Below are 15,675 nucleotides of genomic sequence, written 5' to 3'. Positions count from 1 at the left end.
GCTCACCTCACCGTGCTGCGCAACTGCCGCGCCGCGACCGACAGCGTCGCCAGGTCGAGACGACCGGAACGGCCGATCTCGTCGAGCGCGACCCGCGCCCGAGCCAGCCGCGAGGCGTTCGCCTTCTCCCACTGCGCGATCTTCTCGTCCGGCGTGTCGTCGGAATCGCTGTGCCGCAGGGCATCCAGGGTGATCGCCCGCAGCGACGAGTAGATGTCGTCACGCAGCGACAGCCGGGCGAGCGCGTGCCACCGGTTGCCACGCTCCAGCGCGCTGATCGAGGTCAGCAACTGATCCACGTTCAGGTGTTCCGACAGCGCGTAGTACAGCTCCGCGGTCTCCTGCGGGCTGCGCTCCGCCGGAACCCGCGCCTCCCGCTCGGCCAGTTCGGTCACTTCGATGATGTCGAGCAGGCCGTAGGCGTTCAGCAGCGTCGCGACCCGGTTCGCCAGCTCGCGCGGCACCCCCTGCGCGGCCAGCCGGTCCGTCCGGTCCGCGACCTCTTCGGCTTCACGGCCCCGCAGCAGTGCGCCCACCTGCGGCACCAGTGCCGCGACCGAGCTGCCGAACCGGTTGATCTCGGCGCCGACCGCCAGCGGCTGCGGCCGGTTGCCGAGGAACCAGCGGGCGGCGCGGTCCAGCAGGCGCCGGGACTCCAGCAGCATCCCGTCCGCGACCTCGGTGGGTACCACCGTGTCCAGCGCGTCGATCGCCGACCACAGCGACGGCAGGTCGTAGACCCGGGCCACCACCGTGTAGGCGCGGATGGCGTCGGTGGCGGTCGCGTTCAGCTCCTCGGCGAGGCGGAACGCGTAGGAGACGCCCGCCCCGTCCACCACCTCGTTCACCAGCAGGGTACTGATGATCTGCCGCCGCAGCGGATGCTCGGAGATCCGGTCGGGGAAACGCTCGCGCAACGGCAGCGGGAAGTACTCGGGCAACCGGCGGGCGAAGACCTCCGCGTCGGGCAGTTCGCTGGCCAGCAGTTCGTCCTTCAGCGTGAGCTTCACATGGGCCAGCACGGTCGCCAGCTCCGGCGACGTGAGGCCCTTGCCCGCCTTCTCCAGCTGCCGGAACTGCGCCGGGCTCGGCAGCGCTTCCAGTTCCCGGTCCAGCGCACCGGCGTCCTCCAGCGCCGCCACCAGCCGCTCGTGCACCGAGATCATCTGGGGGGCGTGGGCCCGGCTCACCCCGAGCACCGCGTTCTGCCGGTAGTTGTCCCGCAGCACGAGTTCCCCGACCTCGTCGGTCATCTCGTGCAGCAGCGCGTTGCGCTGCTCCCGCTCCAGGCCACCGGTGGTCACCAGGTGGTCCAGCAGGATCTTGATGTTGACCTCGTGGTCGGAGCAGTCCACCCCGGCGGAATTGTCCAGCGCATCGGTGTTGATCTTGCCGCCGTTGCGGGCGAACTCGATCCGGCCGCGCTGGGTGAGCCCCAGGTTGCCGCCCTCCCCGACCACCTTGACCCGCAAGTCCTTGCCGTTGACCCGCACCGCGTCATTGGCCTTGTCACCGGCGTCCGCATGGGTCTCGTCCTGCGCCTTGACGTAGGTCCCGATCCCGCCGTTCCACAGCAGATCGACCGGCGCGAGCAGGATCGCCCGGATCAGTTCCGCGGGCGAAAGCTTTTCCACGTCCTCGTCCAGCCCCAGCGCGCGGCGCACCTGCGGGGTGATCGGGATGGTCTTCGCACCGCGCGAGTAGATGCCGCCACCCTCGCTGATCAGAGAGCGGTCGTAGTCCTCCCACGACGAGCGCGGCAGTTCGAACAGCCGCTTGCGCTCACGGAACGACGAGGCCGCGTCCGGATTGGGGTCGAGGAAGATGTGCAGGTGGTTGAAGGCGGCCACCAGCCGGATGTGCTCAGACAGCAGCATCCCGTTGCCGAAGACGTCCCCGGCCATGTCGCCGATGCCGACCACGGTGAAGTCCTGGGCCTGGGTGTCCACCCCCAGCTCGCGGAAGTGCCGCTTCACGCTCTCCCACGCGCCCTTGGCGGTGATGCCCATGGCCTTGTGGTCGTACCCGACGGAACCCCCCGAGGCGAACGCGTCGCCCAGCCAGAAGCCGTAGGAGGCCGACACCTCGTTGGCGATGTCGGAGAACGTCGCCGTGCCCTTGTCCGCCGCCACCACCAGGTAGCTGTCGTCGCCGTCATAACGCACCACGTCGCGGGCCGGGACCGTCCTGCCCTCGACGAGGTTGTCGGTGAGATCCAGTAGACCCGAGATGAACATGCGGTAGCAGGCGATGCCCTCGCTCAGCTGCGCGTCGCGGTCCACTCCGGGATCCCCGGTCGGGGCAGGCGGCCGCTTGACCACGAACCCGCCCTTCGCGCCCACCGGCACGATCACCGCGTTCTTCACCGCCTGGGCCTTCACCAGGCCCAGGATCTCGGTGCGGAAGTCCTCCCGCCGGTCCGACCAGCGCAGACCGCCCCGGGCTACCGCGCCGAAACGCAGATGCACACCCTCCACCCGCGGCGAGTACACGAAGATCTCGAACCGCGGCCGCGGCTCGGGCAGGTCCGGGATGGCCTGCGGGTCCAGCTTGAGCGCCAGGTACGGGCGCGGCCTGCCCTCGGCGTCGGTGACGCGGTAGTTCGTGCGCAGGGTGGCCCCGATCAGTGCCAGCAGCTGCCGCAGGATGCGGTCCTCGTCGAGGCTGGTGACCGCGTCGATCATCGTGGAGATCTCCGCGATGATCGCGTCGACCTGCAGGTCGTTTTCCGGGTCGGTGGCGAGGTCGAAGCGGTGCTCGAACAGGCGCACCAGCGCCTTCGCGATGTCGGTGTGCGCCAGGACCGAGTTCTGGATGTACTCCTGCGAATACGGCGTCCGGGCCTGGCGCAGGTACCGCGAGTAAGCCCGCAGCACCGCCGCCTGCCGCCAGGTCAGGCCCGCGCTCAGCACGAGCGCGTTGAACCCGTCCACCTCGCACTCGCCGCGCCACGCCGCCGCGAAGGCGTCCTGGAAACGCACCTGCAGATCGTGCTCGGCCTCGGCCGAGGACACCGCGAGCTCGTCCAGCCCGATCCTGAGCCCGAAGTCGTAGATCCACGAGCGCATCCCGTCCTCGCGGCGCAGCTCGTAGGGCCGCTCGTCGACGACCTCGACTCCCATCCGCTGCAGCACCGGCAGCACCGCGGACAGCGTGACCCCCTCCCCCAGGAGGTAGAGCTTGAAGCGCCGCTCCCCGGGTGCGGCGCCGGAGGGCACGTAGAAGGACATCGCGAGATCCTGGCCGCCGGACAGCGACTCCAGGCGCCGCAGGTCCGCAAGCGCTTCCTCGGCGGTGAAGTCTTCCTTGTACGCCTCGGGGAACACGCCCGAGTACCGCTGCCCGAGCTCGGTGGCCGACTCCTCGCCGAGCGGCCCCACGGGCCTGCCGTCCTCGCCGGTGCGCACCCGGCGTTCGGCCAGGATCGCCTCCACCATCAGGTCATCCCAGCTGCGGACCGCGGCGTTGAGCCGCTCCTGGATGCGCAGGATGTCCGGCTGGATCCGGTTCGCCGGATCGGTGTGCACGGTGAAGTGCACCTGTGCGAGCGCGGTTTCCCCGACCCGGGTGCCGTACTCCAGGTGGGTGCCGCTCAGCTCGGCGAGCAACACCTCCTGCATCGCCAGCCGCGAGCGCGTGGTGTACCGGTCGCGCGGCAGGAACACCAGGCACGAGTAGAAGCGCCCGTAGGGATCCCGGCGCAGGAACAACCGGAGCCGGCGGCGGTCCGACAACGTGATCGCACCGATCGCCGTGGCGAAAAGGGAATCACGGTCGGCGGAGAACAGGTCCGCCCGGGGCCAGTTCTGCAGCACCTCCAGCATCCGCTGCCCCGAGAACGACTCCATCGGATAACCGGCACGGTGGATCACGTCCCGCACCTTCCGCGACACCACCGGGATGTCGAGCACGTCCTCATGCAGCGCGCTCGTGGTGAACATGCCGAGGAAGCGGTGCTCCCCGCTGACGTTTCCGCGCTCGTCGAAGGTTTTCACGCCCACGTAGTACGGATAGACCGGACGGTGCACAGTGGACGGAGCGCTGGCCTGGGTCAGCACGAGCAGCGTCGGGGCGAGCGCGTGGGCCAGCGTGTCCGGACCGGCGGTGAGGCTGCGGGCCGCCAGGTTGTCGTGACGCAGCACGCCCAGCCCGGAAGCCAGGGACGCGCGCAGGGCGAGGTCCTCGTCGCCCGGTTCGCCTTCGACGAGTTCGTACCGGCGGTAACCGAGGAAGGTGAAATGCCCGTCGGCCAGCCACCGCAACAGGGCGCCGCCTTCGGCCACCTCCTCGGGGTCCACCGGCGGCGGCGTGGTTTCGAGCTCGGCCGCGACGTCGAGCGCGGCCTGCACCATCTTGTCGGTGTCCTCCACGACCTCCCGCACGTCACCGAGCACCGACGTCAGGTGCGTGTCGAGTTCCCGCGACCGGTTCGGGTCGGTGATGCGGTCGATCTCGACGTACATCCAGGACTCCGCGGCCGCCCCGGCCGGCGGCGTGGCCACGTCCGCCTCCGGGTGGATCTCCAGGAGCTTGCCCGTGATGTCCCGGCTGACCACCACGATGGGATGCACCAGCCGCTGCACCTGGACGCCGTCCCGGGCGAGCTTCGCGGTCACCGAGTCGACCAGGTAGGGCATGTCGTCGGTGACGATCTGCACGACCGTGGCCTCACGGGTCCAGCCGTCCTCGGCCGTGGTCGGGTTGAACAGGCGCACGGCGGGACGGCCCGGGACGCGCTGCCCGGCGAACTGGCAGTGGGACCGCACGGCGCCCACGAGGTCCACCGGGTCGTCGCCGAGCACTTCTTCGGCCGGAAGGTGGCGGTAGTACAGGCGGATGAGGTCGGCGATGTCCGGAGCCTGCCGTGCGGCGGCCTCGATCAACTCGTCCCGGATGTGTTCCGGGGTCGCCGATCGCTGCGGGGCGGTGTCTCGCCCTGTCGCCGCGCCGAAACGGGGGGAAACTCCTGTCGAGCTCATTTCAGGCCAACTCTCCACTGAGCCTTGATCACGCGCGATAGTGCCGGACAACCTCACCCTAGTGTGAGGCGTCCCCAGCCTGTTTCTAGTCCTGGGGACGCGTCCCGCCGCACCAGGGCGGCGAGAGCGCCTCCTCGGATGCCAACCTAGCCATCCGTGCGGTGACGGCCGTCTCCGGTGACCCCGCCCCCGTTGCGACGATGCCCGTTCACCGGGCGTGGCTCGTCGCCACCCTGGTTCCCCAGTCGTTTGACCAGCGCGGCGGCGCTGGCGGTGCCCGCCTGATGCTCGGCGAGCGCCCGCGCGAGCAGGTCGGCGAGGCCGGCATCCGGCGGCAGGTCGTCCTCGAAGGCGGACCGATCGGCCGAGAAGGGCCCGCCCAGCTCCCCGTCTTCGATGCGCGGTGCACTGGTGAACGGCGTCGCCGATGCCGCACTGAGCGCACTGTCGGTGTAGTCCTCGAACGGTTCGAGCGAGGGCGGCAGTTTCAGGCGCGGCAGCCAGTTGTCCGCTGTGGCCGGTGCTTTCTCGTCCGGCGCTTTCCCGTCCGGGGCCTTCTCGCCGGGGGCGGCCTCCGGTTCCTCTCCGGAGGGCTCGAGCATTGCCTCGATCGCGGTCTGCCCTTGCTTCTCTTTCAAACCCTCTTCGTTGCCGTCGCGGGCGTTCCCGGCTCCGGCCGTGCCGGATTCTCCGGCGCTACGACCGGGCGCTTCGCCGTTCGCGCCGGTGCTGTCGCGATCCCCGCCGCTTGACCCGCCGGGCTTCCCGGCCGCCTTCGATGCCCCCTGCGAAGCGGTATCGCCGACATCAACTCCGGCACCGGCTCCAGCGGCGGTGCCGGTTTCCGAATCCGCATCCTCTTCCCCAGTGCGGGCCTCCGTCGCGGCAGGCGATACCACGCCAGTTTCGCCCGGTGGCTCGTCGAACCCCGGCGCAGGCTCGACCGTCGCGCCGGAGCCCTCGGCCTGCGCCCGCGGCCCGGGCGCCACCGGCCGTTCCTGCGAGGCCCGCTCTTCGGGCTCACCGCCGGTACCGGCCGGCCCGTGCCCATTCCGCTCCTCGGTGCCGTCCCGGTCCCGGCGCGGTTCGGTAACCCCGGCCGGGCCCGCGCCGGAGGCTCGCCGCCGCCCGCCTCCGGAACCGGTGGAAATTCCGAGCCGGTCCAGCACCGATCGTGCCGCCACGGAACCGTGTTCGGCGTCGTGCCGGGTCTTCGCCCGCACCGCCTCGTCCCGCGACGGGCGAGATTCGTCCTGATGCGGCTCGACTTCGGCCTTCCACATCGACATCGGCGGCACACGCGGAGCGGGTTCGTCCGCAGGCGCCGGTGCCAGCGGAGGATCCACCTCCGCCGTCGTCATCAGCCGGACCGGCAGAGGCCTCACCACGGCCGGAGCCGTGTCGGTCCCGGAGGGGACGGCCGACGGCTTGTCCTGCCGCGCCTCCCCGCTGTCCCGGGCGCCGTGGACCTCCACCGCCGAGTCCCGGTTGTCCCGGTCCTGGCCGTCCCGGGAGCCACCGGTGTCCTGACCGTCCCCCGAGCCGGCTGTGTCACCGCCGTCCCCGCTGTCGGCCGCAACCCCGGTATCGGCGTCCCCGGTACCGGCCTTGTGGCGACGTCCGGTCTCACCACCCACCCGGTCCCCGGCAGCGCCTCCAACGGCCGCCACAGTGACGCCGGTCTTGCTCTCGGCGTTGCTGCGCGAACTGCCCTCGGTCTCGCCGTCGCCGTCTTCATCGGGTTTGTACCGGCGGCCCCCGGTCCTGGACCGTTCCGCGGTGACGTCCCCGTCCGGCCCTCGCCTCGGCAACCGGACGGGCAGGTCGCCCTGCCCGGACCCGGAACTCTCCCCGTCCTCACCGATGATCTTGTAGCGGCGGCGCCTTTCACCGGACTCGGCGACACCGGCCTCACCGGCCACCGCCACCGGCTCAGCTGCGCGGCTTGTGCCCGCTGCCGGCCTGCCGGCCTCGAGTTCGGGCTCTCGATCCCCATGACCGGCCGCCGTGTCCTCTTTCGCCCTGTGTCCGTTGACAGGAGCTGGGTCGTCACGCCGTCGGCGCCCGCCACCGTTTTCGCCGTCCACACCAGCGCTGCCCGGAGCCACGGACTGGACGGCGGACTGTATCCGCACCGGCACCGGTTCCTCGGACGGTGCCGGTGTGGCGGAGGATGCCGCGGTCCCCGATTCCGCGCCCAAAATCTCGTCGAGGTCGACCGCGGCGTGGCCCGCCTGGCCGAACTCCCCCGTGAGCAGTCCCGTGGCCTGGCCCCGCGCCCGGGCATGCAGGTGTTCACTCGCCCGGCTCTGGCGCAGGCACTCGAGCGCCTCGGACAGTCTCCCCGTCCGTTCCTCCACATGGGCCAGCTCGGTCCACAACCGGGCGGTGAGCGCATGCAGGCTGTGCCGCTCGGTGCTGTGGATCCCCTCGCGCAACAGCCCTGCGGCGGCCTCCACCGAACCCGCGGGCAGGAGCACGCGCGTGGCCACGGCCATCCGGAGCCAGCCCAGCGGCGCGACCGAGGCGGCTCGCTCGGCCTCCTGCAGCGCCGGCTCCGCGAGTTCGAGCGCGTTGGCCGCGTCACCCCGGTCGAGCAGCGAGCAGACCAATTGGAGAACCAGCCGGTTCCGCACCACGCCGCCGTCGCCCCGCGGGTCGTCGAGTTGTTCGAGCAACCCGAGCCCGGTCCGCGCCGCGTCAGCGGCGCCCATCACGTCACCGTGCCGACGGCGATGGGCGGAGATCCCCACCCGCACCAGCGCCCGTAACAGCAGGCGGGTATCGCCGTCCAGGCTTTCGTCCGCTCCGCAGAGCCGGTCCGCTTCGGTGAGCGTCCGGTCCAGTTCGGCCTTGCGGCCGAACTGCGACAGGCAGCCGACCAACTGGGTCAGCGCGGCCGCTCGCGCTGCTCCCGAGAACCCTTCGACGGCGAACACCGGCCGCAGCGAAGCGAGCGCGATCAGGGGCGAGCCCACGCTGCGGGCGCACACCGCAAGGTCGGTGCGCAACTCGGCCGCCAGGACCGTCTCGCCGAGGTCTTCCGCGGCACGCAGAGCGGCCACGGCCCGGCTCACCGTGCTGGCCCTGAGCCCGAGCCGCACTCGTGCGGACACCACGAGGCTTTCCGCTCGCACCCAGAGCTTGTCCAGCCCCGCCGCTTCGGCGAGCGAAGCGGCTCGCTCACCGAAGATCATGCTCAGCTCCGGCGCCCGGAGGCGGAGCCCGGCAGCCCGCCGGAGCAGTTCCTCGATCGGGTAGGTCTCACCGATTCCGGCCGGACCCGGCTCGGCGGTGCGAGGTGCGGGCGGGCTGGGTCTGGTGTGCTTGATGGCTACCACTCACGACTCCGCTTCAGTGTCGGCTCAAGCGTGCTCGCACGAATGCGCGCTCAGTCGCGCGTCAGCTTCCGGTGCGTCACCCGGTGTGGCCGGGCCGCCTCCGCTCCCAAGCGATCGATCTTGTTCTTCTCGTATCCCTCGAAGTTGCCTTCGAACCAGAACCACTTCGCCGGATTCTCGTCGTCCCCTTCCCAGGCCAGGATGTGCGTGGCAACCCGGTCCAGGAACCACCGGTCGTGCGAGATGACCACGGCACAGCCGGGGAACTGCTCGAGCGCGTTCTCCAGCGATCCCAGGGTTTCCACGTCCAGGTCGTTGGTCGGCTCGTCGAGCAGGATCAGGTTCCCGCCCTGTTTGAGCGTCAGCGCCAGGTTCAGGCGGTTGCGCTCGCCACCGGAGAGCACCCCGGCAGGCTTCTGCTGGTCCGGCCCCTTGAAGCCGAACGCGGAGACATACGCACGGGATGGCATTTCCGTCTGGCCGACGTGGATGTAGTCCAGCCCGTCGGAGACGACCTCCCACACCGTCTTCGCAGGGTCGATCCCCGCCCGGGACTGGTCCACGTAGGACAGCTTGACCGTCTCACCGATCTTGACCTCACCCGAATCCGGGTTCTCGAGGCCGACGATCGTCTTGAACAAGGTCGTCTTACCGACACCGTTCGGCCCGATGACACCGACGATGCCGTTTCGCGGCAGGTTGAACGACAGGTCGTCGATCAGCAGCCGGTCCTCGAAGCCCTTGCGCAGGTGGTCGACCTCGACCACCACCGAACCCAGCCGGGGCCCCGGCGGGATCTGGATCTCCTCGAAGTCGAGCTTGCGGGTCCGCTCGGCTTCGGCCGCCATCTCCTCGTAGCGGTCGAGACGGGCACGCGACTTCGTCTGGCGCGCCTTGGCATTGGAGCGCACCCACTCGAGCTCGGTCTTGAGCCGCTTGGCGAGCTTCGCGTCCTTCTTGCCCTGCACCTCGAGCCGTTCACGCTTCTTCTCGAGGTAGGTCGAGTAGTTACCCTCATAGCCCACGACCCGGCCACGGTCGAGTTCCATGATCCATTCGGCGACGTTGTCCAGGAAGTACCGGTCGTGTGTGACGGCCAGAACGGCACCGGGGTACGTCGCGAGGAACTGCTCCAGCCACAGCACGCTTTCCGCGTCCAGATGGTTGGTGGGCTCGTCCAGCAGCAGCAGGTCCGGCTTGGACAGCAGCAGCTTGCACAGCGCGACCCGGCGACGCTCACCACCGGAAAGGTGCGTGACCGGCTCGTCCGGCGGCGGACAGCGCAGTGCATCCATCGCCTGTTCCAGCTGCGAGTCCAGGTCCCAGGCGTCCGCGTGGTCGAGTTCCTCCTGGAGGCGGCCCATCTCCTCCATCAGCTCGTCGCTGTAATCGGTCGCCATCAACTCGGCGATCTCGTTGAACCGGTCGAGCTTCACCTTGATGTCGCCGAGACCCTCCTCGACGTTGCCCCGGACCGTTTTGTCGTCGTTGAGCGGGGGCTCCTGCAGGAGGATGCCGACCGAGGCGCCGGGCTGCAGGAACGCATCCCCGTTGCTTGGCTGATCGAGCCCCGCCATGATTTTGAGCACGGTGGACTTGCCCGCACCGTTCGGCCCCACGACGCCGATCTTGGCGCCCGGGTAGAACGCGGTGCTGACGTCATCGAGGATGACCTTGTCCCCGACGGTCTTGCGCACCTTTTTCATGGTGTAGATGAACTCGGCCATAAGGTCGATCGTAGAGCGATGCGGTCGGAGACCGTACGCCGGTCACCATCCATGGACTCAGTGTTACCTCGTGCTTACCCGGAAGGCAGGCTGGGCAGCGAAGCGACCAGCCAGAACGACTCACGCGACCGGCACCGCCTCGGCCGCCACCGACGGGCAATCGCCGGTTCCCGCGGTCTGCGAGGACCCGTGCCCACCGTCCTCGCCGCGCTGGACCGGAGCCGTCGAGAACGCCAGATTCGGACCGATCGCACAAGCCTCAACCTCAGGTACAACCCGAGCCTGCCCGCTGTCCGCGAACTGGCAGTACAGCCTGCCGTTGACGATCACCGGATCGCCCTTGTGCAACGAGGAGTGGACTCCGCGGGCCAGCCTTCGCCAACACGTCACCCGCACCGACAGCGGGCGCCCGTCGACCCACTGTTCCTTCCCCTTGTCGAACCGGCGTTCATTGCTGCGCACCCAGAAGGTGACCAGCTCGTGCCTCTGCGCACCCGCACGCTTGATCTCCGGCTCGGTGAGCACCGTGCCGACCACCGTCACCGGAGTCTCCCCCACTGCCATCGCCCTCTAGTCCTTCCGTTGTGCCGGTTTCCGTCCGTGTCACCAGCGTGCCCGGACGGCCGCGGCCGCGGGAAGAAGCAATAGCCCGGCCTGTGGACAACCGGGGTCCTGTGGACAACTTGCTCCGACGAGCTCTTTCAGAGCGATTTGCGGGACTGTGCCGGGTTGGCCAATTGCCTGAGCATCGCGTTGTAGGCCTCGAGATCGGCGTCGCCGTCCCGTTCCGCGCGGCGGTCGTTGCGCTTGGCCTCACGCTCGTCGGCCCGGGCCCACTGCACCAGCAGCGCGATCAGCACCAGCAGCACCGGTAGCTCACCGGACGCCCAGGCAATGCCACCGCCGAGCCGCTGATCGGAGAGCAGATCGTGCACCCAGGGCAGGTTGAGCGAGCGGTAGAAGGTCTCGCCGATCACGGTCTGCTTCGACATCAGGATCACGCCGAAGAAGGCATGGAAGGGCATGGCGGCCAGCACCATGCCGAGGCGGCCGAGGTAGGGCAGCCGCCGCGGCGACGGGTCGATGCCCAGCACCGGCCAGTAGAACACGTAACCGGCCAGCAGGAAGTGGGCGTTCATCAGCAGGTGTGCCCAGTGGTAGTCCAGCGCGACGGCGAACAGGCCGGAAAAGTACAGGAGGTAGAACGCGCCGACGAACTGCAGCAGGGCCACGACGGGATGCGTGAGCACCTTGGCGACCGGCGAGTGCACCGCGGCCAGCACCCATTCCCGGGGTCCGGGAGGCGAGTCCTTCCCCGCGGCGGGCAGGGCACGCAATGCGAGCGTGACGGGCCCGCCCAGCACGAACAGCACCGGCGCGACCATCGACAGCAGCATGTGCCCGCTCATGTGGACGCTGAACATGGCGGGCGAGTACCGGCCCAGCCCGGACGAGGTCGCCATCAGCAGCACGAAGCACCCGGCAAGCCAGGAGACGGTGCGGCCCACCGGCCAGGCGTCGCCCCGGCGGCGCAACCTGCGCAGGCCGACCAGGTAGAACACGGCGAGCAGGATCGCCAGGGTGCCGTACACGAGGTCGAACCGCCATGCGAACAGCAGCCGCAGCGCGGTCGGCGCGCCCGGCAGGTCGTAGCCGATGAGGAGTTCCGTGGTGGACGGCTGGACGAGGCTTCCGGCGGGCGGTGGCGTCCGCGCCAGCGCGGTGGCGAGCCCGATCGTCACGAACATGATCAGCAGCTCGACCGCGGCCAGCCGCAGCAGCTGACCCCCGCCCTGGCCGTCGACGAGTTTCCGAACCCCGTGCGCACGCTGCTGCTGCCCGAACACGCCGAGCACCAGCAGTGCGACCGTCTTGGCGAGCAGGAGCAGCCCGTAGTCGCTGGTGAGCAGGTCGCCCGGCGACACCCGGACCAGCGCGTTGATGACGCCCGAGACCGCCATCACGATCCAGCACACCAGCGCGAGCCGCGAGAACCGCTTCGCCGCGAGCGTGAGGTTCGCCCCCTTTCGCCAGCCGTGCGCGAGCAGGGCGAACAGGCCGCCGACCCACAGCGAAACCGCGACGAGGTGGTACAGGAGGCTGTTGGTGGCCAGATCGTGGGAACCACCGCTCGCGGAATGCCCGGTCACCGCGACCGGCACCAGCGCGGCGAGTGACACGAAGAACAACACCGCGGTCCAGCCCCAGGACAGCGCCAGGCGGCAGCCCACCGCGACCAGCAGCACGATGGCCGCCGTGACCAGCCAGGCCTTGGGCTGCTCGATCGCGTCGATGAGGTTGAGGAGAACCGGTGGGGAGAACACCTGGGTGAGCGGTTTCCCGGCCCCGTCGGCGGCGGTGAACAGCACGGAAGCCAGCGCGGAGCCGAACCACACCCAGGCGGCGATGCCCGCGGTGCGCAGGGCGGCGTAGCCGTCACGGGTGACCGTTCCGGATTTCTGGGGCGGTACCAGGAACGCCGCCAGCAGCAGCGAACCGACGGTGACCACCGAGGCGGCATCCGCCAGCACGCGGACGACTCCGACCCCGTACTGCGTCACCACGCCGGGGTCGGGCAGACCGGCGATGACGTAGGCGGTACTGCCGGACAGGGCGACCAGCGCGACCGCGATGAGTGCGGCCAGGGTCACGCTCACGGTCAGCAGTGGCAGCACAGCGGCCCTGCGTCGGGAGGTAGCTTCAGACTCCACGCTACGAGAGTAGGCCCGTCTCAGGCGGCCGGTTCGAGCGCGGTGAGCTCGCGGTGACGTGCGCGACCTGCGGCGACTGCGGCCGGGGCGATGAGCGCGGCCACCAGCCCGGCCAGGACGAAGGCCGCCGACAGCGAACTTCCCTGGGCCACCCCGCCGATCAGCGGTGGCCCGATGAGGAACCCGCTGTAGGCGACCGTGGTGACGAAGGCGATTTCCCGTTCACCACCGCTGTCGTCGGCGCGCCTGCCCGCCGCCCCGGCCAGGCTCAGTGCTATCGGGAACGAGGCCGCCAGCCCCGCGCCGGCGAGCGCGAACCCCACGAAGGCAGGCCAGGGCACCGGTACCACGGCGGCGGTCACGAGCCCGCTGCCCGCGAGCACGGCACCGGCGACGAGTGTCGCGGCGGAGCCCAGCCGCTGCTGGACCCACGCTCCCCCGAGCCGGGTCACCGCCATGGTCAGGGAGAACCCGGCGTAGGCGAAAGCGGCCGAGCCCTCGCCCATGCCGTGTTCGGTAACCATCAGCAAGGCGGACCAGTCCGCGCTCGCCCCCTCCGCGATGGCCGAGCACAGCGCCACTACGGCCAGCAGCCACAGCACGGGCCGGCGGGCCGGGGCGACCCTGGGCCCGGGCAGGTTCCGCTCCTGCCGGGGCACGGCACGGGGCAGGCCCCGCAGCACGAGCAGGAGCGTCACCGCGACGACGATGGCGGCCACGGTGAAGTGCCGGACCGGTGACCAGTGGGCGGCCGCGGCGAGACCGGCGGCGGCCGAGGCGGCCATCCCCCCGAAGCTGAAGCCGGCATGGAACACGGGCATGAGCGGACGGCCAGCACGACGTTCCGCTCCGACCGCGGCGATGTTCATCGCGACGTCGAAGGCGCCGACCGAGACCCCGAGACCGAACATCATCACTCCCAGCACGGGAACCGAACCCGCGAGTCCGAGAAGCGGCAGGAGCACGCAGGACAGCAGCGTGGAACCGGCTATCGCGGCACGGGCACCGGTGCGCTCGACCAGTCTCCCGGACAGCGAGGCGACGATGAGCATGCCGACGGTCAGGCACAGCAGTGCCAGGCCGAACGGGCCCGGCGAGGCGTGCAGTTGCGCGGAGATCGCGGGCACCCTGGGCGCCCACGACCCGTACAGCGCGCCATTGAGGGCGAACACCACGAACACCGACACCCGGTCCATACGCCACCTCCTTGCCCCACAATGTCTTAAGCGCTTCAGAATGTCCACCCTCTAGACTGTGCGGGTGAGCGCACGCCGCCGACCGACACTGGACGACGTCGCCGACGCCGTCGGTGTCTCACGCGCGACGGTGTCGAACGCCTACAACCGGCCCGACCAGCTGTCCGCGGAACTCAGGCGTGAGGTGCTGCGCGCGGCCGAGCGTCTCGGCTACACCGGCCCGAACCCGATCGCGCGCAGCCTGGCCACCCGTCGTACCGGGGCGATCGCGTTCATGCTCGACACCGGGCTGTCGGCGGCCTTCTCCGATCCCGCGCTGTCCATCACGCTGGACGCGCTCGCGGCGACGGTCGATTCGGAGGGCCTCGCGCTGCTCCTGCTGCCCGGTGGCGACGACGGTGGGCCCCGGGCCGACCGGATCCTGACCGCGCAGGCCGACCTCGCGGTCGCCTACTCCCTGGCGGACGGGGCGCCCGCGCTGCGGGCGGTCCGGCGGCGCGGGCTGCCCCTGGTGGTGATCGATCAGCCCGTCGTTCCCGGTTCGGCCCGGGTCGGCATCGACGACCGGGGCGGTGCGGCGGCCGCGGCCCGGCATCTGCTCGAACTGGGGCACCGCCGCTTCGCCATCCTGTCCGCCCAGTGCCTTTCGGCACCGCGAGGCGGCCCGCTCACCGCGGCCGAGGCGGCCCGCAGCCGGTTTCTCGACAACCGGCAGCGGCTGAGCGGCTATCTCGACACGATCGAAGCCGCCGGCCTGGACCCGGCCGCGGTACCGATCTGGGAAACGTCCGGCCTGTCCAGGAACGAGGCGATGACCGGGGCTCGCGGCCTGCTCGACCGCGAACCGCGGCCCACCGCCCTGTTGTGCATGTCCGACGAACTGGCGCTGTCCGCGCTCGCCGCCGCCCGGCAACTCGGCCTCGCGGTGCCGGACGAGGTGTCGATCGTCGGTTTCGACGACACACCGCCTGCGATCTGGGCCGATCCTCCGCTGACCACCGTGCGCCAGGACCTGGTGCGCAAGGGACGGCTGGCGGGCGAACTGGCGCTGAAACTGCTGGCAGGCGAGCGAGTGCCGGAACCGGCCACTTTGGACGTCGAACTCGTCGTGCGGGGATCGAGCGGGCCCGCGAAGTAACAGGCTTACCTGCCGCGGGCAAGTGGTTCGGCGAAAATGTGGACAACCTCCGCCCGATCGAGCGATCGGGACCCTACTTATCCACAGAAGTAGAAATGCCTGCTGACAAAGGCGGCCCGACCGGCCATCGTGGAGGACAGGCGAAGACGGTGGCTTCTCCGGCCGCCGGGACACCAATTACTGGGGAGGAAAAATCATGCATGTACGCGCTTTCCTGCCGAGACTGCTCGTGCTCGCGGCGATAGGAATACTGGCGGGCGGCGGTGTCGCCGAAGCCGCAGGCCCCGGCATGCCGGCGGACTGCCATCAGGGCGAATTCTGCGTGTGGGCGGAGGAATCCTTCGGCGCACAGGTCGAACGGCTGGATCTGCGGACCGCGAATCCGGAGGAATGCCTGCTCCTTCCCGGAGAACTGGAAGGGAAGTCCTTCGTCAACCTGATGGACCGCGAAGTCACCGTGTACCAGGACTCGGAATGTTCGACCGAAGGCGATTTCACCACCTATCCCGGCCACGGCACCTTCGTGCCCCGCGCACCCTTTCTGGTGCGGGCCGTGACCATCTGGGATCCGGGCGCGTAGACG

General features: G+C 70.1%; 8 protein-coding genes. 2 read left to right on the top strand and 6 right to left on the bottom strand.

Features of this window, described 5'->3' with window-relative positions; genetic code table 11:
- Positions 1 to 2 precede the first annotated feature (2 nt).
- The 6 genes from FNH05_RS05080 to FNH05_RS05055 all read right to left on the bottom strand — a co-directional run bounded on the left by FNH05_RS05080 (position 3) and on the right by FNH05_RS05055 (position 13,954).
- Entirely contained in the window at positions 3 to 4,979 is a 4,977-nt protein-coding gene (locus tag FNH05_RS05080; protein ID WP_144586092.1) for an NAD-glutamate dehydrogenase, read from the bottom strand.
- Between the two features lie 146 nt (positions 4,980 to 5,125).
- Positions 5,126 to 8,176 (bottom strand): hypothetical protein, encoded by a 3,051-nt coding sequence (locus tag FNH05_RS05075; protein WP_342781532.1) that lies wholly within the window; start codon positions 8,174 to 8,176, stop codon positions 5,126 to 5,128.
- Positions 8,177 to 8,370: 194 nt separating this feature from the next.
- Positions 8,371 to 10,047 (bottom strand): energy-dependent translational throttle protein EttA, encoded by a 1,677-nt coding sequence (gene ettA, locus FNH05_RS05070; protein ID WP_144586091.1) that lies wholly within the window; start codon positions 10,045 to 10,047, stop codon positions 8,371 to 8,373.
- A gap of 120 nt (positions 10,048 to 10,167) precedes the next feature.
- Positions 10,168 to 10,611 carry a single-stranded DNA-binding protein gene (locus FNH05_RS05065; protein ID WP_144586090.1) on the bottom strand — a complete coding sequence of 148 codons (444 nt, stop codon included), beginning with the start codon at positions 10,609 to 10,611 and terminating at the stop codon, positions 10,168 to 10,170.
- Between the two features lie 137 nt (positions 10,612 to 10,748).
- The gene (locus tag FNH05_RS05060) at positions 10,749 to 12,758 is read right to left on the bottom strand and encodes a bifunctional copper resistance protein CopD/cytochrome c oxidase assembly protein (RefSeq protein WP_246127539.1); all 2,010 of its coding nucleotides are present in this window, start codon (positions 12,756 to 12,758) and stop codon (positions 10,749 to 10,751) included.
- 20 nt (positions 12,759 to 12,778) lie between these two features.
- Positions 12,779 to 13,954 carry an MFS transporter gene (locus FNH05_RS05055; RefSeq protein ID WP_144586089.1) on the bottom strand — a complete coding sequence of 392 codons (1,176 nt, stop codon included), beginning with the start codon at positions 13,952 to 13,954 and terminating at the stop codon, positions 12,779 to 12,781.
- Between the two features lie 88 nt (positions 13,955 to 14,042).
- On the opposite strand from FNH05_RS05055, the gene FNH05_RS05050 reads away from it, so the two are divergent.
- Positions 14,043 to 15,092 carry a LacI family DNA-binding transcriptional regulator gene (locus FNH05_RS05050; protein ID WP_186382386.1) on the top strand — a complete coding sequence of 350 codons (1,050 nt, stop codon included), beginning with the start codon at positions 14,043 to 14,045 and terminating at the stop codon, positions 15,090 to 15,092.
- Positions 15,093 to 15,288: 196 nt separating this feature from the next.
- On the top strand, positions 15,289 to 15,672 hold the full coding sequence (locus FNH05_RS05045) for a peptidase inhibitor family I36 protein (RefSeq protein ID WP_144586087.1): 384 nt from the start codon (positions 15,289 to 15,291) through the stop codon (positions 15,670 to 15,672).
- Positions 15,673 to 15,675 lie beyond the last annotated feature (3 nt).

Origin of the sequence: Amycolatopsis rhizosphaerae (assembly GCF_007713715.1) — a bacterium.
Taxonomy (GTDB): Bacteria; Actinomycetota; Actinomycetes; order Mycobacteriales; family Pseudonocardiaceae; genus Amycolatopsis_E; species Amycolatopsis_E rhizosphaerae.
This window is presented reverse-complemented; position numbering and strand designations above follow the sequence as displayed.